This window comes from Fulverythrobacter ferritrahens (genome assembly GCF_020539485.1).
GTDB lineage: Bacteria > Pseudomonadota > Alphaproteobacteria > Sphingomonadales > Sphingomonadaceae > Andeanibacterium > Andeanibacterium ferritrahens.
This window is the reverse complement of the sequence record NZ_JACDXU010000006.1, coordinates 25,684-40,743: the sequence shown is the minus strand read 5'-3', so window position 1 is coordinate 40,743 and position 15,060 is coordinate 25,684. Positions and strand designations below refer to the sequence as shown.

At 63.6% G+C, this 15,060-nt stretch carries 13 protein-coding genes; 7 read left to right on the top strand and 6 right to left on the bottom strand.

Translation table 11 applies throughout. The annotated features are described in order from the left end of the window. Positions 1-371: 371 nt before the first annotated feature. The gene (gene ligD / locus H0274_RS15185; RefSeq protein ID WP_319018301.1) at positions 372-1,250 is read right to left on the bottom strand and encodes a non-homologous end-joining DNA ligase; all 879 of its coding nucleotides are present in this window, start codon (positions 1,248-1,250) and stop codon (positions 372-374) included. Between the two features lie 123 nt (positions 1,251-1,373). Here ligD and H0274_RS15180 point away from each other — a divergent pair, with 123 nt between their 5' ends. From H0274_RS15180 to H0274_RS15170, 3 genes are all read left to right on the top strand, one after another. Then, entirely contained in the window at positions 1,374-2,045 is a 672-nt protein-coding gene (locus H0274_RS15180; protein ID WP_226796447.1) for a glutathione S-transferase family protein, read from the top strand. Between the two features lie 256 nt (positions 2,046-2,301). Beyond that, entirely contained in the window at positions 2,302-2,700 is a 399-nt protein-coding gene (gene msrB / locus H0274_RS15175; protein WP_226796445.1) for a peptide-methionine (R)-S-oxide reductase MsrB, read from the top strand. 106 nt (positions 2,701-2,806) lie between these two features. After that, positions 2,807-4,990 carry a transglycosylase domain-containing protein gene (locus H0274_RS15170; RefSeq protein ID WP_226796442.1) on the top strand — a complete coding sequence of 728 codons (2,184 nt, stop codon included), beginning with the start codon at positions 2,807-2,809 and terminating at the stop codon, positions 4,988-4,990. Positions 4,991-5,220: 230 nt separating this feature from the next. Here H0274_RS15170 and H0274_RS15165 read toward each other — a convergent pair whose 3' ends face one another. Then, positions 5,221-6,492: a hypothetical protein gene (locus H0274_RS15165; protein ID WP_226796441.1), complete on the bottom strand. Its 1,272-nt coding sequence runs from the start codon at positions 6,490-6,492 to the stop codon at positions 5,221-5,223. Between the two features lie 201 nt (positions 6,493-6,693). Then, positions 6,694-7,155, bottom strand: coding sequence for a DUF3237 domain-containing protein (locus H0274_RS15160; RefSeq protein ID WP_413463489.1), 462 nt, complete (start codon positions 7,153-7,155; stop codon positions 6,694-6,696). Positions 7,156-7,265: 110 nt separating this feature from the next. Between H0274_RS15160 and H0274_RS15155 the strand changes: the two genes are divergently transcribed. Next, complete coding sequence (locus H0274_RS15155) at positions 7,266-8,927, top strand: GMC family oxidoreductase (RefSeq protein WP_226796439.1); 1,662 nt, start codon at positions 7,266-7,268, stop codon at positions 8,925-8,927. Next, positions 8,924-9,397, top strand: a complete 474-nt coding sequence (locus H0274_RS15150) for a hypothetical protein (RefSeq protein WP_226796437.1) — start codon at positions 8,924-8,926, stop codon at positions 9,395-9,397. Before H0274_RS15155 ends, H0274_RS15150 begins: the two co-directional genes overlap by 4 nt. Before the next feature lie 15 nt (positions 9,398-9,412). Here H0274_RS15150 and H0274_RS15145 read toward each other — a convergent pair whose 3' ends face one another. From H0274_RS15145 to H0274_RS15135, 3 genes are all read right to left on the bottom strand, one after another. After that, positions 9,413-10,207 (bottom strand): HAD-IIA family hydrolase, encoded by a 795-nt coding sequence (locus H0274_RS15145; protein ID WP_226796435.1) that lies wholly within the window; start codon positions 10,205-10,207, stop codon positions 9,413-9,415. Between the two features lie 90 nt (positions 10,208-10,297). Further along, a complete protein-coding gene (locus H0274_RS15140; RefSeq protein ID WP_226796434.1) occupies positions 10,298-11,551 on the bottom strand; it encodes a serine hydrolase domain-containing protein in 1,254 nt (417 codons plus the stop codon). Between the two features lie 26 nt (positions 11,552-11,577). Further along, on the bottom strand, positions 11,578-13,047 hold the full coding sequence (locus H0274_RS15135) for a carotenoid oxygenase family protein (RefSeq protein WP_226796432.1): 1,470 nt from the start codon (positions 13,045-13,047) through the stop codon (positions 11,578-11,580). A 92-nt stretch (positions 13,048-13,139) separates the two neighbouring features. Between H0274_RS15135 and H0274_RS15130 the strand changes: the two genes are divergently transcribed. Both H0274_RS15130 and H0274_RS15125 read left to right on the top strand, forming a co-directional pair. Continuing rightward, the gene (locus H0274_RS15130) at positions 13,140-13,577 is read left to right on the top strand and encodes a MarR family winged helix-turn-helix transcriptional regulator (RefSeq protein WP_226796430.1); all 438 of its coding nucleotides are present in this window, start codon (positions 13,140-13,142) and stop codon (positions 13,575-13,577) included. Positions 13,578-13,605: 28 nt separating this feature from the next. Further along, on the top strand, positions 13,606-14,970 hold the full coding sequence (locus H0274_RS15125; protein ID WP_226796428.1) for an MFS transporter: 1,365 nt from the start codon (positions 13,606-13,608) through the stop codon (positions 14,968-14,970). Positions 14,971-15,060: the final 90 nt, after the last annotated feature.

The window sequence follows — 15,060 nt, the reverse complement described above, 5'->3', positions numbered from 1 at the left end:
GGGATCGCTGGGCATCCCCTGCTGGATGAAGATGTAGAGGGTTTCACGCGGAGACGCGGAGGCGCGGAGGCGCGGAGAGGGTGCGGCTGGGCCCGTTCCCTCCGCGCCTCCGCGTCTCCGCGTGAGTTTTATTGGGTTCGCGCAAAGAGCGCAAAGGCCGCTGAGGGTGTAGCGCCTGCCTCTATACCTCGTCATTCCCGTGAAAACGGGAACCCAGTTCCGACGGTTGCTGCTGGATTCCCGCCTGCCGCTTTGCGGCAGTTTATCCTGAGCGACGCCGCAGGCGGCGTCGAAGGGCGGGAATGACGAAGGGGTGGGGAGGAAGCGCAGCTCCATCTCCGGGCCTCAGCGCCTCTGCGAGCGCTAAACTCCTACCCCGGCAGGTATTGCTCCACCTCGCCCCAGCCTTTCAGCGCCTTGGCGCGCTTCAGCAATTCGGCGGCATCGGCCAGCGTATAGCGCTTCAGCTCCTCCATCCCCGCCAGTTCCTCCCAACTGACCGGAGCGGCCAGTGTGGCGCCATCGCGGGCGCGGGCGGAATAGGGGGCGATGGCGGTGGCGCCGCGGGTGTTGCGCAGCCAGTCGATGAAAATCTTCCCCTTGCGCTTCTGCTTGCTCATCGTCGCGGTGAAGCGTTCGGGCTGTTCTTCGGCCAGTTCCCTGGCGAAGCTTTCCGCAAAGGCGCGGTGATCGTCCCATGAATGGCGGGGGGAATGGCGGGGGGTGAGGGGCACCACCAGATGCAGGCCCTTGCCGCCGGTCAGCATGGGAAAGCTGGCAAGGCCGCGCCCCTCCAGCCGCTCGCCAATCTCGCGGGCCGCGCTGGCCAGATCGGCAAAGGCGAGGGTGCTTGCCGGATCGAGGTCGAACACCATCCGGTCGGGCCGTTCCACATCGGGCGCGCGGCTGCCCCACAGATGGAACTCCACCGCGCCCATCTGCACGCATTCCAGAATGCCCGCCGCGCTTTCGATGCGCAGATAGGGCTCTATGTCGCCGTCCTTCTCCTCGATCTCCACGCTCAGCACATGGGGGCCGAAGCTGGGTGTGTGGTGCTTCTGGAAGAAGCAATGGGCGATCCCCTGCGGGCAGCGCACCAGGCTGACCGGGCGGCCTGCCAGGAAAGGCAGCATGGCGGGCGCGATCAGGCGATAATAATCGGCCAGATCGCCCTTGGTCAGGCCATCGTGGGGAAAGACCACGCGTTCGCGGCTGGTGATTTCGATGTCATGGTTCGCAGCGCGGGCCATGCTCGACTCCTTCGCCGGCAGTTTACATGCCATGGCCCGAATGGCCAAATCCCCAGCCGCATTCCCCAGCCATATGGGGCTTGCCAGTGGACGCAGGTTCGCGGTTGCGGCAAGGATGGGGCCATGTGGCAGCTCTATCAATTTCCCCTTTGCCCCTTCTCCCGCAAGGTCCGGCTGCTGCTCAGCGAAAAAGGCATCGCCTATGAGCTTGAGCGCGAGAACCCGTGGGACGGGCGCGACGAATTCTATGCGCTGAACCCCGCCGGGCGCACGCCCGTGCTGCACAACAGGGAAAAGGGGATCACCCTGGTGGATAGCCGGGCGATCTGCGAATATTTCGAAGAGACGGTGGACAAGGCGCCGATGATTGTCGGCACGGCCCAGAACCGCGCGGAAATCCGGCGGCTGGTGGCCCTGTTCGATGAAAACTTCTTTGCCGATGTGACTCTGCCCTTCCTCAACGAGCGGATGAAGAAGCGCCTGTTCCTGCGCGCGCCGCCGGATTCGCAATTGCTGCGTTCGGCCATGAAGCTGGCGAATGACCATCTCGATTACATGGACTGGCTGATCGACAACCGCCCCTGGCTGGCCGGTTCGCAGATGAGCCTGGCCGATCTGGCCGCCGCCGCGCAGATTTCCGTGGCGGATTATCTGGGCGGGATCGACTGGTCGGGCCATGAACAGACGCGCGGCTGGTATTCCGTCTTCAAGAGCCGCCCGAGCTTCCGCCCGCTGCTGTCGGAACGGATGGATGTGATCCAGCCGCCCGCCCATTATGCGGATGTGAATGCGTAATTTGCCTGGCCTCAAGCGCCGGCGGGGCCATCCGGCCCCTTAGGCTTTCCGCGCCATAAGGCGCCACGCGCGTTCGCGCTTGCGGTCCGCTGGCCGCGAACCGATATATCCTGTCTGACTGGAAGTATCGGTGGCCCCGGTCCGCATTTTGCTGGCCGCAAGGCCGAACGGCCGTCCGCAGCCCCTCAAGCCTGTCTTGAGGGGGCGAGGATAGCCAAGGCGGCGGATGCCGCCGCCGGCGATTGAGGAGATAAACATGCCCGACAAGATGAACCTTTCCGACGAGGAATGGCGCGCGCGCCTCAGCCCGGAGGCTTATTCCATCCTGCGCCGTGCCGGGACGGAGCGGGCCTTCACCGGCAAATATGAGAAGAACAAGGCCGCCGGGCTTTATCGCTGTGCCGGATGCGGCTTGCCGCTGTTCGCCAGCGAGACGAAATATGACAGCGGATCGGGCTGGCCCAGCTTCACTGCCCCGATGGAAGGGGATGCGGTGGAGGAATTGCGCGACGCATCGCACGGCATGGTCCGCACCGAAGTGCGCTGCGCCCGCTGCGAAGGGCATCTTGGCCATGTGTTCCCCGATGGGCCGGGCCCGGACGGCCTGCGTTATTGCATCAATTCGGCGAGCCTCGATTTCCAGCCGAAGGAATAAGCGGCATATTGGCCGTTCACGCCCCGTTCCGAATACCCTATGCATCGGGCCCAGTGCATCGGGCCGCCCGCGCATGGGCAGAATGAAATAAGGACTGACAGGCCGCATGGCAGGCAACCGCAGCGTGGGTTCAAAGGCAGCGCCTCGCAACAGGTCGAGGAATGGCGGGTCGGGCGGCTCAGGTAGTTCAGGCAGGGGCGGCGGCAAGTCTCCCGGTGGCTGGCGCCGGTGGCTGAAGCGGCTGCTCGTCTGGGGCGGCGCGCTGGCCTTGCTGGGCGCGATTGTGCTGGGCACGGCGGTCTATTTCGCGGCCAGCAATCTGCCGAGCTTTTCGCAGCTGAAGGACATCAAGGCCGGACAGACCATCGTGCTGCGCGCCCGCGACGGGTCCGAAATCGTTTCCATGGGGCCGAGCTATGGCGAATGGCTGGGTTCGGAAGAAATCCCGCAGGTGATGAAGGACGCCATGGTCTCTGTGGAAGACCGGCGCTTCTATTCGCATTTCGGGATCGATCCGCTGGGCCTTGCCCGCGCACTGTGGGTATCCTGGCGCGATGACGAGCGGGCGCGTGCTACTTCCACCATCACCCAGCAGCTGGCCCGCAACGTCTTCCTCAATTCCAACCGCACGGTGGACCGCAAGGCGCGCGAGGCAGTGCTGGCCATGGCGCTGGAATGGAAATTCTCGAAGGAGCAGATCCTCGAGCTCTATCTCAACAAGGTCTATTTCGGGGGCGGGGCCTATGGCATCGATTCCGCCAGCCGCAATTTCTTCAGCCATTCGGCGCGCGATCTCTCTCTGGGAGAGGCCGCGATCATCGCCGGGCTGGTGAAGGCGCCCAGCCGCTATTCCCCCACCGCCGATGTGCAGGCCGCTGTTGGCCGCGCCAATGTGGTGATCGCGCAGATGAAGAAATATGGCGCGATTTCCGCGGACGAGGCGGATGTCGATGTTTCGGCCGTGAAGCTCGCCCCGCAGCAGGCCCAGAATTCGGTGCGCTATTTCACCGATTGGGTGCTGCCGCAGCTCGACCTGCTGCTGCCTGAAACCAGCGAGCCGCTGGAAGTATGGACCACGCTGGATGTGGGCATGCAGAAGGCCGCGACCGATGCGATCAGGGCCAATACGCCCAAAGGCGCGCAGGGCGCTCTGGTCAGTATGGACCGTGACGGTGCCGTGCTGGCGCTGGTGGGCGGCACGGATTACGTCGCCACCAATTACAACCGCGCCACCAATGCCGTGCGCCAGCCGGGCTCTGCCTGGAAGCTGTTCGTCTATCTTGCCGCGCTGGAGGCCGGTTATACGCCCGATGACCGGGTGGTGGACGAGCCGGTGACGATCGACGGGTGGAGCCCGCGCAATTCGGGCGGCACCTTTGCGGGCGAGATCGACGTGCGCAGCGCCTTTGCCTATTCCAAGAATACGGTGGCCGCGCAGCTGGGCAATGAAGTGGGCTTCGGCACCGTGGCCGCCATGGCGCGGCGTTTCGGCATTACCACGCCGATCAACACCAATCCCTCCATGGTGCTGGGCACGTCCGATGTGCGCCTGATCGACATGACGCGCGCCTTTGCCGCGGTTTCCGCGCGGGGCCGTTCGGTCGAGCCCTATGGCATTTCCAAGGTCACCAGCGTGGACGGGCAGGTGCTCTATCAGCATCAGGAAACCCGCAGCACGCAATTGGTGCCCGATTACGTGGCCGCCGGGATTACCGACCTGCTGCAATCGGCGGTAAGCGTGGGCACGGGCCGCGCGGCGCAGATCGGGCGGCCGGTGGCGGGCAAGACCGGCACGACCAGTTCCAACAAGGATGGCTGGTTCCTGGGCTTTTCCAGCGGTGTGACCACCGGCGTGTGGATGGGGCGCGACGATGCCAAGGCCGTGGGCGGCCTTTCGGGCGGTGCGGCCCCGGCGCGGGCCTTCTCCTCCTTCATGAAGGTGGCGGTGAAGGATCGCCCGGTGGAGAATTTCGATACCGACCTGAAACTGCCCGAATGGCAGCTCGAACCGGATGACGAATTCATGTTCGGCGATCCGGGCGATTATTATTACGTCGATGAGAAGGGCAATCTGATCGAGCCTTCCGGCCCGCAGGAACCCCGCGGCATGCCGTTCCCGCCCGAGGGTGGCGATCCGCAGGCGCAGCGCGGGGCGGGGCTGATTCCCGCCAGTCCGGGACCGCCAGCGGCCAGCCAGGACTTCCTCGAACGGGCGACCGGCGGGCGCGGCCAGCCTTCAGGCACGGGGCGGCCTTCCGGGCCGGGCGGCGGGGCGCAGCAGGCGCCTTAGGGCCCTTAGTCCAGCCCTCCCTCCCGAGCGAGGGAAACATATTGCCCTCGCTCGTCACCCTGAACTTGGTTCAGGGCCCATTTCTCCTGATCGAGCGGCAATGCGTGAGGAGGGATGGCTGCTGAAACGAGTTCAGCATGACGAAAGTGGATGGCACTACCCCATCACCCAAAAGAAAACCCCCGTCTCGCTGCCGAAACGGGGGTTCTTTTCGTCAGGTCAAAGCCCGATCACTCGCCGCGCGAAGGAGCCGAAGGCGGCGGGCCGAAGGACGGCGCGCCCGGTGCCACCGGGTCGAAGTCGAACTGGTTGGCGAAGCGCGAGCGCGAATCTTCCTCGGCCGTTTCGGGCTTTTCCTTGCCAGCCGCGATGTCCGCACGATGCGCGCGCGAGGCGGAGATATAGTTGCGCAGCTGCACATTGCCTTCGTGGCAGGCATATTCGAAGAACTGGTACTTGTCGTCCCGCGCCCATTCGAGCTGGGCGGTCCAGGGCTTGGTGTAAACCTCGGGGTCCGAATAGGTGATCTCGTAAAGGATCGCGTTCGGGCCGGTCATGGTCAGCTTCTCGACCGTCTTGGCCTGCTTGCTCATCGGAATGGTGTTGAAGGGCGGCACGTGCTGGGTCGCCATGTTGAGCGGCGATGCGGCGCGCTTGGAAACGTCACGCGTGGCGCTGTCGCCCGAGACGATATTGGTCGTCTCGATCACCAGCGTCTTGCCTTCCCAATAGCCGACCGAATTGCCCATCCAGGCTTCCACGTCGCTCGGCCAGTGCATCGACTTGGCCTGTTCCTTGGTCACGATGGGGACCACGCGGTTGCCCAGCATTTCGAGCATGATCACGACATAGCCCGGCGACTGGAACACGCGGATGCCGTTATTGTAGCGGAAGGGGAACATGGAGGCGGGGAACCCGCGCGAGACGCAGCGGTCCCAGCTGTCGAAATCGTCCACCCAGTCGTAATCCTGGCCCGGAACCCAGCCCGAACGGCCTTCCTTGTAGAGCTTTTCCGCCTTGGGGGTGAGCGGCGGCAACTGGCCGTCCTGCGGGCTGACCAGCATGGAAGTGCGCCAGGAATAGGTGGAGTTCTTCACCCAGTCGAGCAGGCCTTCCGTGCCGCTGACATTCAGCCCCTGCCCTTCGGCGGAATAGGATTCGTCGGAACGCTGGGCATTGGCCACGCGCTTCGCATGTTCCTCGGGCGTCAGCCAGATACGGTCGCCATAGCCCTTCATGCGCTGGAACAGGATGCGGGTGGAAGGCAGGTTCTCGATCGGCCAGGTGCCGCGGAAATCCCAGTCGCCCCAAGGCGTCTTGCCCGGCGTATAATCGGTGGGGGTCGGCGGCAGCGCGGTAAGGTCCGCAGGCACGCCGGGCGGCGGCGTATCGGCGGCGGCAACCGGATCGGCAGCAGCGACCGGGCCGGCCAGCGCGGCGGCGGCAAGGCCGATCGCGGCAGCCGCGGTAGAAAGGCGCAAGGCCAGCGAAGGACGGACCATTTCAGTATCTCCCTGTTCTGTTTCTAGCTGACTAGAACTCACCCAGACCCTGCCTTCAACTCACCCGCAGGCAGATCGATCCACACAATCTGATGTCTGGCCGAAGTTCGGACTTTGTCATTTTCGCCCTAGCCGTGCAGCCGCGCGCGGGCAAGCCGTGTCCGCCTTCCCGCTCGGCTGCGGCCCGGCTGCCGCGCACCTTCAGAGCACGCGCCAGACCCACAGCTTGATGCCCGTGGCATAACGCGCGCCCGAGCAGATGAAGATCGATTTGTTGAGCCATTCATAAGGCCCGTCGGGCGCGATGAATTCCGGCACGGTGCGGAAATAATATTCCGCCGGATCGACTTCCTCCCCGGCCGCCAGCCGCGCCATCACTTCGGGCGGCCCATGGCGCAGGCCCTTGTTGCGGATCTGGATCAGCGCGCCGTCATCCGTCTCGATCGCATAGATCGCATCGGCCACGGTCACTCCGTCGGGGCGGGTCAGCTGCCAGTCCGCCGAATTGCCCATCAGCCGCCCGGAAATGCGCGGGCCCTTCACATAACCACCCGACAGAATCGGGATGATCCGGCGCGCGCCGTCATAGGTCTTGCCGATCTGCCGGGGGGCCTCCAGATCGCCACTTGCCTCGTAGACAAACTCAAGCTCGGGCTTGATCACTGCCATCTCCTCCAACTGCATTTTTGCGTTGCTCCGCGCTTGAAGAATCCTAGCTTCCATCGCAAGCGAATCACGCTACGGCGCGACGGAAATCTGAGAGGAGAATAATAATGGCGGGCGACCTTCATGCGGACTATGTCATCGTAGGGGCCGGTAGCGCCGGCTGCGTCCTGGCCAACCGGCTGACGGAAAGCGGCGAATTCAAGGTAGTGCTGCTGGAAGCCGGGGGAGACGATCGCCCGTTGCGCGAACCCAGCCAGTTCATGTCCAACATGATGATCCACATCCCCATCGGCTTCGGCAAGACGCTGAACGATCCGAAGGTTAACTGGCTCTATGAAACCGAAGTGGATGAAGGCACCGGCGGGCGCCCGCACAAATGGCCCAAGGGCAAGGTGCTGGGCGGCTCATCCTCGATCAACGGCCTGCTCTATGTGCGCGGCCAGGCCGCCGATTATGACGGCTGGGCCCAGATGGGCGCGCAGGGCTGGAGCTGGGACGATTGCCTGCCCTATTTCATCAAGAGCGAAGACCAGCAGCGCGGCGCCGATGAATTCCACGGTAAGGGCGGCCCGCTCACTGTCTCGGACTTCCCGGAGGAACACCCCGTTTCCAAGGCGCTGGTGGAAGCCTGCGTGGAAGCGGGCGTTCCGGCCAAGCACGATCTGAATGACGGCGATCAGGAAGGGGCCAGCTTCTTCCAGGTGACCCAGCGCAACGGCACACGCTGCTCCACCGCGGTGGCCTTCCTCCACCCCGCCATGGGCCGTTCCAACCTGCAGGTGGAAACCCGCGCGATGACCACGCGCATCCTGTTCGACGGCAAGAAGGCCATCGGCGTGGAATTCCGCCAGGGCAATGAAACCCGCCGCGTCTATGCCGCGCGCGAAGTGATCCTGGCCGCCGGTTCGGTGGAAAGCCCCAAGCTGCTGGAAATCTCCGGCATCGGGCAGGGCGCGCTGCTGCAGGAACTGGGCGTGGAAGTGATCCACGAATCCAGGATGGTCGGCGAGAACCTGCAGGACCATGTGATGATCGGCTGTCAGGCCCGCCTCAAGGAAGACTGGCACTCGATCAACAACCGCTCGACCGGGCTCAATCTCGTCAAGGAAGTGGTGAAATACGGCCTCACCCGCAAGGGCCTGCTCTCCATGGCGGTGGCCCATGGCTGCTGCTTCCTGAAGACCCGGCCGGACCTTGCCACGCCGGACATGCAGATCCACGTCATGGCCGCATCGATGGACCTTGAAGTGCTGGCCACCACGCAGGGCCTGCAGCTGGAAAAGGAACCGGGGCTTGCCTCCAACCCCTGTCAGCTGCGGCCGGAATCGCGCGGTTCGATTCATGCCAAATCGCCGGACGGCACTGTGACGCCCCGGATCGTGCCGAACTATTTCTCCGATCCTTTCGATCAGGAAATGGCGGTCACTCAGCTCAAGATCATCCGCAAGATCTGGCAGCAGCCCGCGCTGGAGCCCTATATGGCCCAGAAGGGCGACCCCTTCGGCGAAACGGACGAGCAGATCCTGGGCTATGCCAAGATGGCTGCCGCCACCGTCTATCACCCGGTCGGCACGGTCGCGATGGGGCCGGACGAGCGTTTCCCGCTGGACCCGCAGCTGCGCGTACGCGGCGTGGAAGGGCTGCGCGTGATCGACGCTTCGGTCTTCCCGCGCATCACCTCGGGTAACACCAATGCGCCCACCATCATGGTTGCCGAAAAGGGCAGCGAGATGATCCTGGCCGATGCCAAGGCGGCATTGGCCGCGTGAGCTTTCGTTCCATCACGGCATATGGCAGCGTCGCCCTCGGGGCGGCGCTGCTGGCGTTTTCTCCGCTCGCCGCGCAGGAAACCCCGCCCGAACAGAACACGCCGCCCGAACAGGACACGCCGCCGGATCATGCACTGGGGGACTTCCTCCAGGCGGCCGACAGGAACGACTTTGCCGCGATGAAGGCCCTGCTGGCGGAGGATCTGCGCTGGACCGACAATGAGAAGATCACTCCCGATATTTTCATCGAACGGATCGGCAATTGCTACCTGCGGCGCGCCTATGACAGGGAGGGTCCGCCTGCGGATTTGATCGCCGCATGGATGTGCGACGAGGGGCAGGGCAAGTCGCGCGTGGTGCTCGGCTCGATTGCTGAAAACACCGAGGGCCGGATTCTGTTGGCGGTAGGGCTGGAGCAGAAGAACGACCGGCCCGCCCCGCCGCGAACGGGCTCCGCTTTCGCGGAGTAGCCCGCCGGCTCTCGCTCAGACCAGCTCTATCGCCTCGGCAATGGAAGGCAGCACCCGGTTGGGGCGATAGGGGAAGCGGGCGACCTGTTCCTTCCTTGTGGAGCCGGTCAGCACCAGGATCGTTTCCAGACCGGCCTCGATCCCGGCGACGATATCCGTATCCATCCGGTCGCCCACCATGGCGGTGGTTTCCGAATGGGCTTCGATCCGGTTCAGCGCGCTGCGGAACATCATCGGGTTGGGCTTGCCCACGAAATAGGGCGTGGCGCCCGTCGCCTTGGTGATCATTGCCGTCACTGCCCCGGTGGCCGGCAGCGGCCCTTCGGGCGAGGGGGACGTGACATCGGGATTAGTGGCGATGAAGCGTGCGCCCTTGCCCACCAGCCGGATCGCCTTGGTGATCGCCTCGAAGCTGTAGCTGCGCAATTCGCCCACCACCACGTAATCGGGATTATTGTCGGTCAGCGTATAGCCGATCTCGTGCAGGGCGGTGGTGAGCCCGGCTTCCCCGATCACGAAGGCCGTGCCGCGCGGCTGCTGCGAGGAGAGGAAATCCGCCGTCGCCAAGGCCGAAGTGAAGATCGCGCTTTCCGGAACTTTCAGGCCGGAGCTTTCCAGCCGGGCGGCCAGATCGCGCGGAGTGTAGATCGAATTATTGGTCAGCAGCAGGAAGCGCCGCTGTTTCTCCACCAGCCGGGCAATGAATTCCGCCGCGCCGGGCAGGGCATTGCCTTCATGCACCAGCACCCCGTCCATATCGGTCAGCCAGCATTCGATCGGCTTGCGTTCACTGGTGGTCACGGCAGTCATGGGCAGGCGGCACTCCTCGCAGTGTCGATTATCGCATTATGACAAGAGAGATAGTGCGCCCGCACCAATCCTGCATCCGCCAAGTCGGTATTACTTCACTGGAGTGTGAGCGATGGCCTTGAAATAGGCGATCACTTCAGCGTCCACATCTGCCGGTGGGGCGGGCGGATAATAGCTGAGCTTGACGATCACCGTCTTGGTGGCGGGGCTGACATAGATGAATTGTCCGGCCAGGCCGACGGCAGCGTAGGCGCCCGGCTCATTGTCGATCTGCCAGATCTGGTAGCCATAGCCGGGGAAACCCTGCCCGGCCGGGGCGCCGGTGGGCAGCATGGAGGTGGCCTCTTTCAGCCAGCCTTCCGGGATCACCTGCGTATCGCCGCGCATCCCGTTATTCAGCATCAACTGGCCAAGCCGCCCGAAATCGCGCAGCCGGGCGTTGAAGCCCATGCCGTTGAGCGCGCGGCCAGTGCCCGGCGGGCCATCGGCCATCCAGAACCCGTCCGCCTCTGCCCCAAGCGGGCCCCACAGATTGGATTGGGTGAAGGATTCCAGCGGCTGGCCCGTGGCCTTCTCCAGAATCCAGCCCAGCACCATCGTATCCAGCGTGGAATAGTTGAAGGTGCTGCCCGGCTGGTTGGCGCGTTTCGTTTCCAGCGCGCCATCGGCAAAGCGCATTGTGTTGAGGACGATCGCCTGTTCGTGCAGCTTGCCCGCAAAGCTGGGATTGGCGCCGAAATCATAGCGTTCCTGATAATCCACGCCCGATCGCATCTGCAGGATCTGGCGGATCGTCACGCCGTCATAGCCGGTCCCCTTCAGTTCCGGCACATATTTGGTCGCAAGGTCATCGAGCGAGGCGATCTTGCCCTGATCCAGCGCGATGCCCACGAGCAACGAGGTGATCGTTTTGGACATGGAGAAGGCGATATGCGGCTCCTCCTCCTCCATCCGGTTGCGATAATCCTCGAACACGATCTTCCCGTCGCGGATCACCAGCATGGCATTGGTGAAGGTGCGTTCCGCGAACTGGTTATAATCGTAATTCCCGCCGCCGAACGTATCGGCCGGCATGGCCATGGCATTGCCCTTGGGCAGATCCCACAGGGAACCGGCGCGCGGCACGATGCGGCTTTCGAAAATCTTGTCCAATTCGCGGAAGATGAAGCTGTTCACCTCCGGATTGAGCAATTGCCAGCGCATGGCGATCACTGCCGGAGTAAGCGGGAAGGACTTGTCTTCCCGCACCTCCGACGCCGGGGGAGAACCTGCTGACTGGTTGCAGCTGCCAAGCGCGAACGCACTCACCGCCAGCGCGGTGCCGGCCAGAATAGTCTTCAGCAATGGTCCTCTCCCCTGTTGTCGTTCTCTTATGCCGCCAGGCCGATGTCCTCTGCCCGCGCGAAATTGCCATGCAGGCCGAAGCGCAGCCTGATCGGGATGTTGATCGTGGCGACCGGGCCCTTTTCGATGTCGAGCGCATCGAAGATCAGCAGGTCGCTGCGGTGGTCTTCCAGACGGTTGCACACCTGCACGATCCAGCCATCGCCTTCCGGCGCATCCTTGCTGCGCGGGATGAAGCAGGGTTCCTGCAGCGAACTGACCGGCCCGCACCACCAATGCTGTTCCGCCCCGGTTTCCAGATCCTTCAGGAACAGGCAGTTCATCAGGAAGCCGCCGGCGCTGCCGCCCTTCAGCTCGCAGGGGCGCTTCATGTCCATTTCCAGGCCCCAGCCATAGCGGTTCTTCACGCCGGTGAAGCGGTCGTCGATGCGGGGGAATTCGCTGGCCGTCTCGGTCAGCGGGGCGATCTCGTCGAACTCTTCGCCATTGCTGGCCATGTCCACCGTCCAGCGGGTGAGCTTGCTCATCGCTTCCGCCCCGTTGAAGGGCGCGCCGTGAACGTCGGGGAAGAAGGGGAACATGTTGTTCTTCGCTTCCGGCACGACGAAGTGGACCTTGGTCCCTTCCTGCCAGGCATTCAGCACATGGCTGGCAAAGCAATTGTCGCGCTTGAACCAGCGGATGTCTTCCTGCTTCAGATCGTCGCGCCGGGGGATCACGCCGAGATAGACGGGCATGGTGGTGTCGAAGCCGAAATGCGGCTTCTTCTGCTCCAGCCGTTCCCAGCTGCCGATGGACGGCACGATATGCAGCACCAGATAATCCTCGGTGACGCCGAAATCATGCATCATGCAGTAATAGGGAACCTTGAACCACTTTTCGCGGATCAGCTTCCCGTCGGGGCTGATTTCCATGTAGGAAACATCGTCGGTGCACAGGCCGGACGCGGCATAGCCGATGGCGATCATGTTGCCCGTCTTCGGGTCGATCTTGGGATGGGCCGTGAAGGTCTGGCTCTTCATCGCGCCGTCCCAGGTCTGGAACGCGTCGGTCTCCATGGAAACCGGGTCCATGATCAGCGAGGGGCTGTCTTCCTTCATCGCCCACAGCTTGCCCGCGAAGATCCAGGCATTGGTGTTGGCGGTGGAACGATACATGCCCTTGGTGGAAGGATCGTCGGTCAAGGGATTGCGATACATGCCGAACAACCCGCGATTGGCCTCCCGTTCGGCCTTCCACTTGTCAGTCTTGGCCCAGCGCTGGCGGAAATCGCACTGCCCGTCATGGATATGGAAGCGGGTGATCATCCCGTCGCCATTGAAGGCGATGTCATCCCCCAGCATGGGCGGGAACTGCGGATCGGGCTGGACACGATAGAAGGCCCCGTTGATTTCCTTCGGAATCTCCCCCTCGTAGGCAAGGTCGAAAATATCGGCCTCGATGCGGCTGGGGGTGTTGAAGCCGGTGAAATTGGGGGTCTGCGGGAAATGCGCCATGAGTCTATCCTCTCCTTGCACCTAATTGTATGCTCCACTAACGATTAGGCAAGGGACAAGCGATGGGGATTGGGCAAGTGGGCGCCGCGTCTTTGACACATAGCAACGATGCAGCCGTCGGCGGGCTTAACGATATTGTGGGTTTCCACATCCGGCTGGCCCATGGGGCCGTCTATCGGCATTTCGTGGAAACCTTCGTCGATCTGGGGCTGACGCAGAAGCAGGTTTCCGTGCTGTGGCTGGTGGATGAACTGCCCGGCGTATCCCAGATCGATCTTGGCCAGCGCCTGCGGATGGACCGTGCGACGACCATGACCATCATCAATCGCCTGCAGGCGCGCGATTATGTGCGCCGCGAACGTTCGGAAACGGACGGGCGCAAGCAGGCCTTGTATCTCACGGAAGAGGGCGCCAAGGCGCTTGCCCGGGCCAAACAGGCCATCGGTGAGCATGAAGAATGGCTGAAAAGCCGCTTCACTACCGAAGAAGTCGAAAAACTGGTGGAAATGCTGGCGCGAATCCACGATTGAGGCCGCGCAAAAGAGAGGATCAAGACTAATGGCAGCTCCGTCCGGGGGAACAAACCCGATTTCCGTGATCAACGATGCGCCGATGGGCGCCCGTCAGTGGTTCGTCGTAGTGCTGATGGTCCTGCTCAACGCGCTTGACGGGTTCGACGTGTTGTCGAGCGCTTTCGCAGCGCCAGGCATTTCGAAGGAATGGGGCATCGAGCGCGCGGCGCTGGGCGTCGTTCTTTCGGCCGAACTGGTCGGCATGGGCTTCGGCTCGGTGCTGCTGGGCGGCGCGGCTGACAAATATGGCCGCAAGCTGACCATGCTGGCCTGCCTCGTACTGATGGCGATCGGCATGTGGCTGGCAGGGCATGCCAATGCGGTAACCCCGATGGTGGCATTCCGCTTCCTGACCGGCATCGGCATCGGCGGCATGCTGGCGGCGACCAATGCGGTCACGGCCGAAAGCGCCAACAACAAGTGGCGCAAGGCGGCCATCGCGGCCTATGTCGCGGGCTATCCGCTCGGCGCCGTGGTTGGCGGTGTTGCTGCCTCCGAATGGCTACTGGAAGCCTATGGCTGGCGCGGCGTGTTCGATTTCGGCGCCATCGTGACTGCCGCCCTGATCCCCATCCTGATGCTGGTAGTGCCCGAAACCGCGGCCTATCAGGCCTCGAAGCAGAACCTGAAGGGTGTCAACAAGACGCTGGCCGCCTTCGGCAAGGCACCGATCGACGCCCTGCCCCCGGCCGCGGAACACGTCTCCAAGCCCAAGGTTACGGACATCCTGTCCAACCCGCAGTTGCGCCCGGTTACGCTGCTCCTGGCCTTCGGCTACATGTTCCACACCATCACTTTCTATTACATCCTGAAGTTCGCGGTGCAGATCGTGTCCGACTATCCTCCGGGCTACGCTCCGCAGGATGCCGCCACGGTGCTGACCTTCGCCAATGTCGGCGGCTTCTTCGGCAGCCTGCTGTTCGGCTTCGTGATGGCCCGCCTCGGCATCCGGTGGCCGACCGCGCTGATGCTGCTGCTGGGTTCCGTCGCCGTGGGCTCCTTCGGGCTCGGCCGCGAGACGCTCAGCGCCTGGCAGTGGGCGACGGTCATCACCGGCTTCTTCACCAATGCGGCGATCAGCGGATATTACGCAGCCTTCGCCCGCGGCTTCCCGGCCTATGCCCGCGCTACGGGCACCGGCTTCGTGCTGGGCATCGGCCGCCTGGGTGCGGCTGGCAGCCCGATCATCGCCGGTGCGCTGTTCACGGCGCTCGGCAATGACCAGTTGCTGACGGTCTCCGCCATCATGGCGATGGGTTCGATCTTGTCGCTGGTGCTGTTCCTGATGCTGCCCGAACGCGACGGCGATGAAGTGGTCGGCGCTGCAGCAGCGGCACAGAAGGCGGCCTGAGGCCTTGCACATACGGCCGGGCGGCGATCCGCCCGGCCGCATTCAAAGGCTGGCAAAATGCCGCAGATGAGTCCATTAGGCTGCTAAGCA

Coding starts and splice junctions, on each gene's coding strand:
- ligD (WP_319018301.1), bottom strand. CDS start 1,250: ATGGCCCGCGCTGCGAACCATGACATCGAAATCACCAGCCGCGAACGC.
- H0274_RS15180 (WP_226796447.1), top strand. CDS start 1,374: ATGTGGCAGCTCTATCAATTTCCCCTTTGCCCCTTCTCCCGCAAGGTC.
- msrB (WP_226796445.1), top strand. CDS start 2,302: ATGCCCGACAAGATGAACCTTTCCGACGAGGAATGGCGCGCGCGCCTC.
- H0274_RS15170 (WP_226796442.1), top strand. CDS start 2,807: ATGGCAGGCAACCGCAGCGTGGGTTCAAAGGCAGCGCCTCGCAACAGG.
- H0274_RS15165 (WP_226796441.1), bottom strand. CDS start 6,492: ATGGTCCGTCCTTCGCTGGCCTTGCGCCTTTCTACCGCGGCTGCCGCG.
- H0274_RS15155 (WP_226796439.1), top strand. CDS start 7,266: ATGGCGGGCGACCTTCATGCGGACTATGTCATCGTAGGGGCCGGTAGC.
- H0274_RS15145 (WP_226796435.1), bottom strand. CDS start 10,207: ATGACTGCCGTGACCACCAGTGAACGCAAGCCGATCGAATGCTGGCTG.
- H0274_RS15135 (WP_226796432.1), bottom strand. CDS start 13,047: ATGGCGCATTTCCCGCAGACCCCCAATTTCACCGGCTTCAACACCCCC.
- H0274_RS15125 (WP_226796428.1), top strand. CDS start 13,606: ATGGCAGCTCCGTCCGGGGGAACAAACCCGATTTCCGTGATCAACGAT.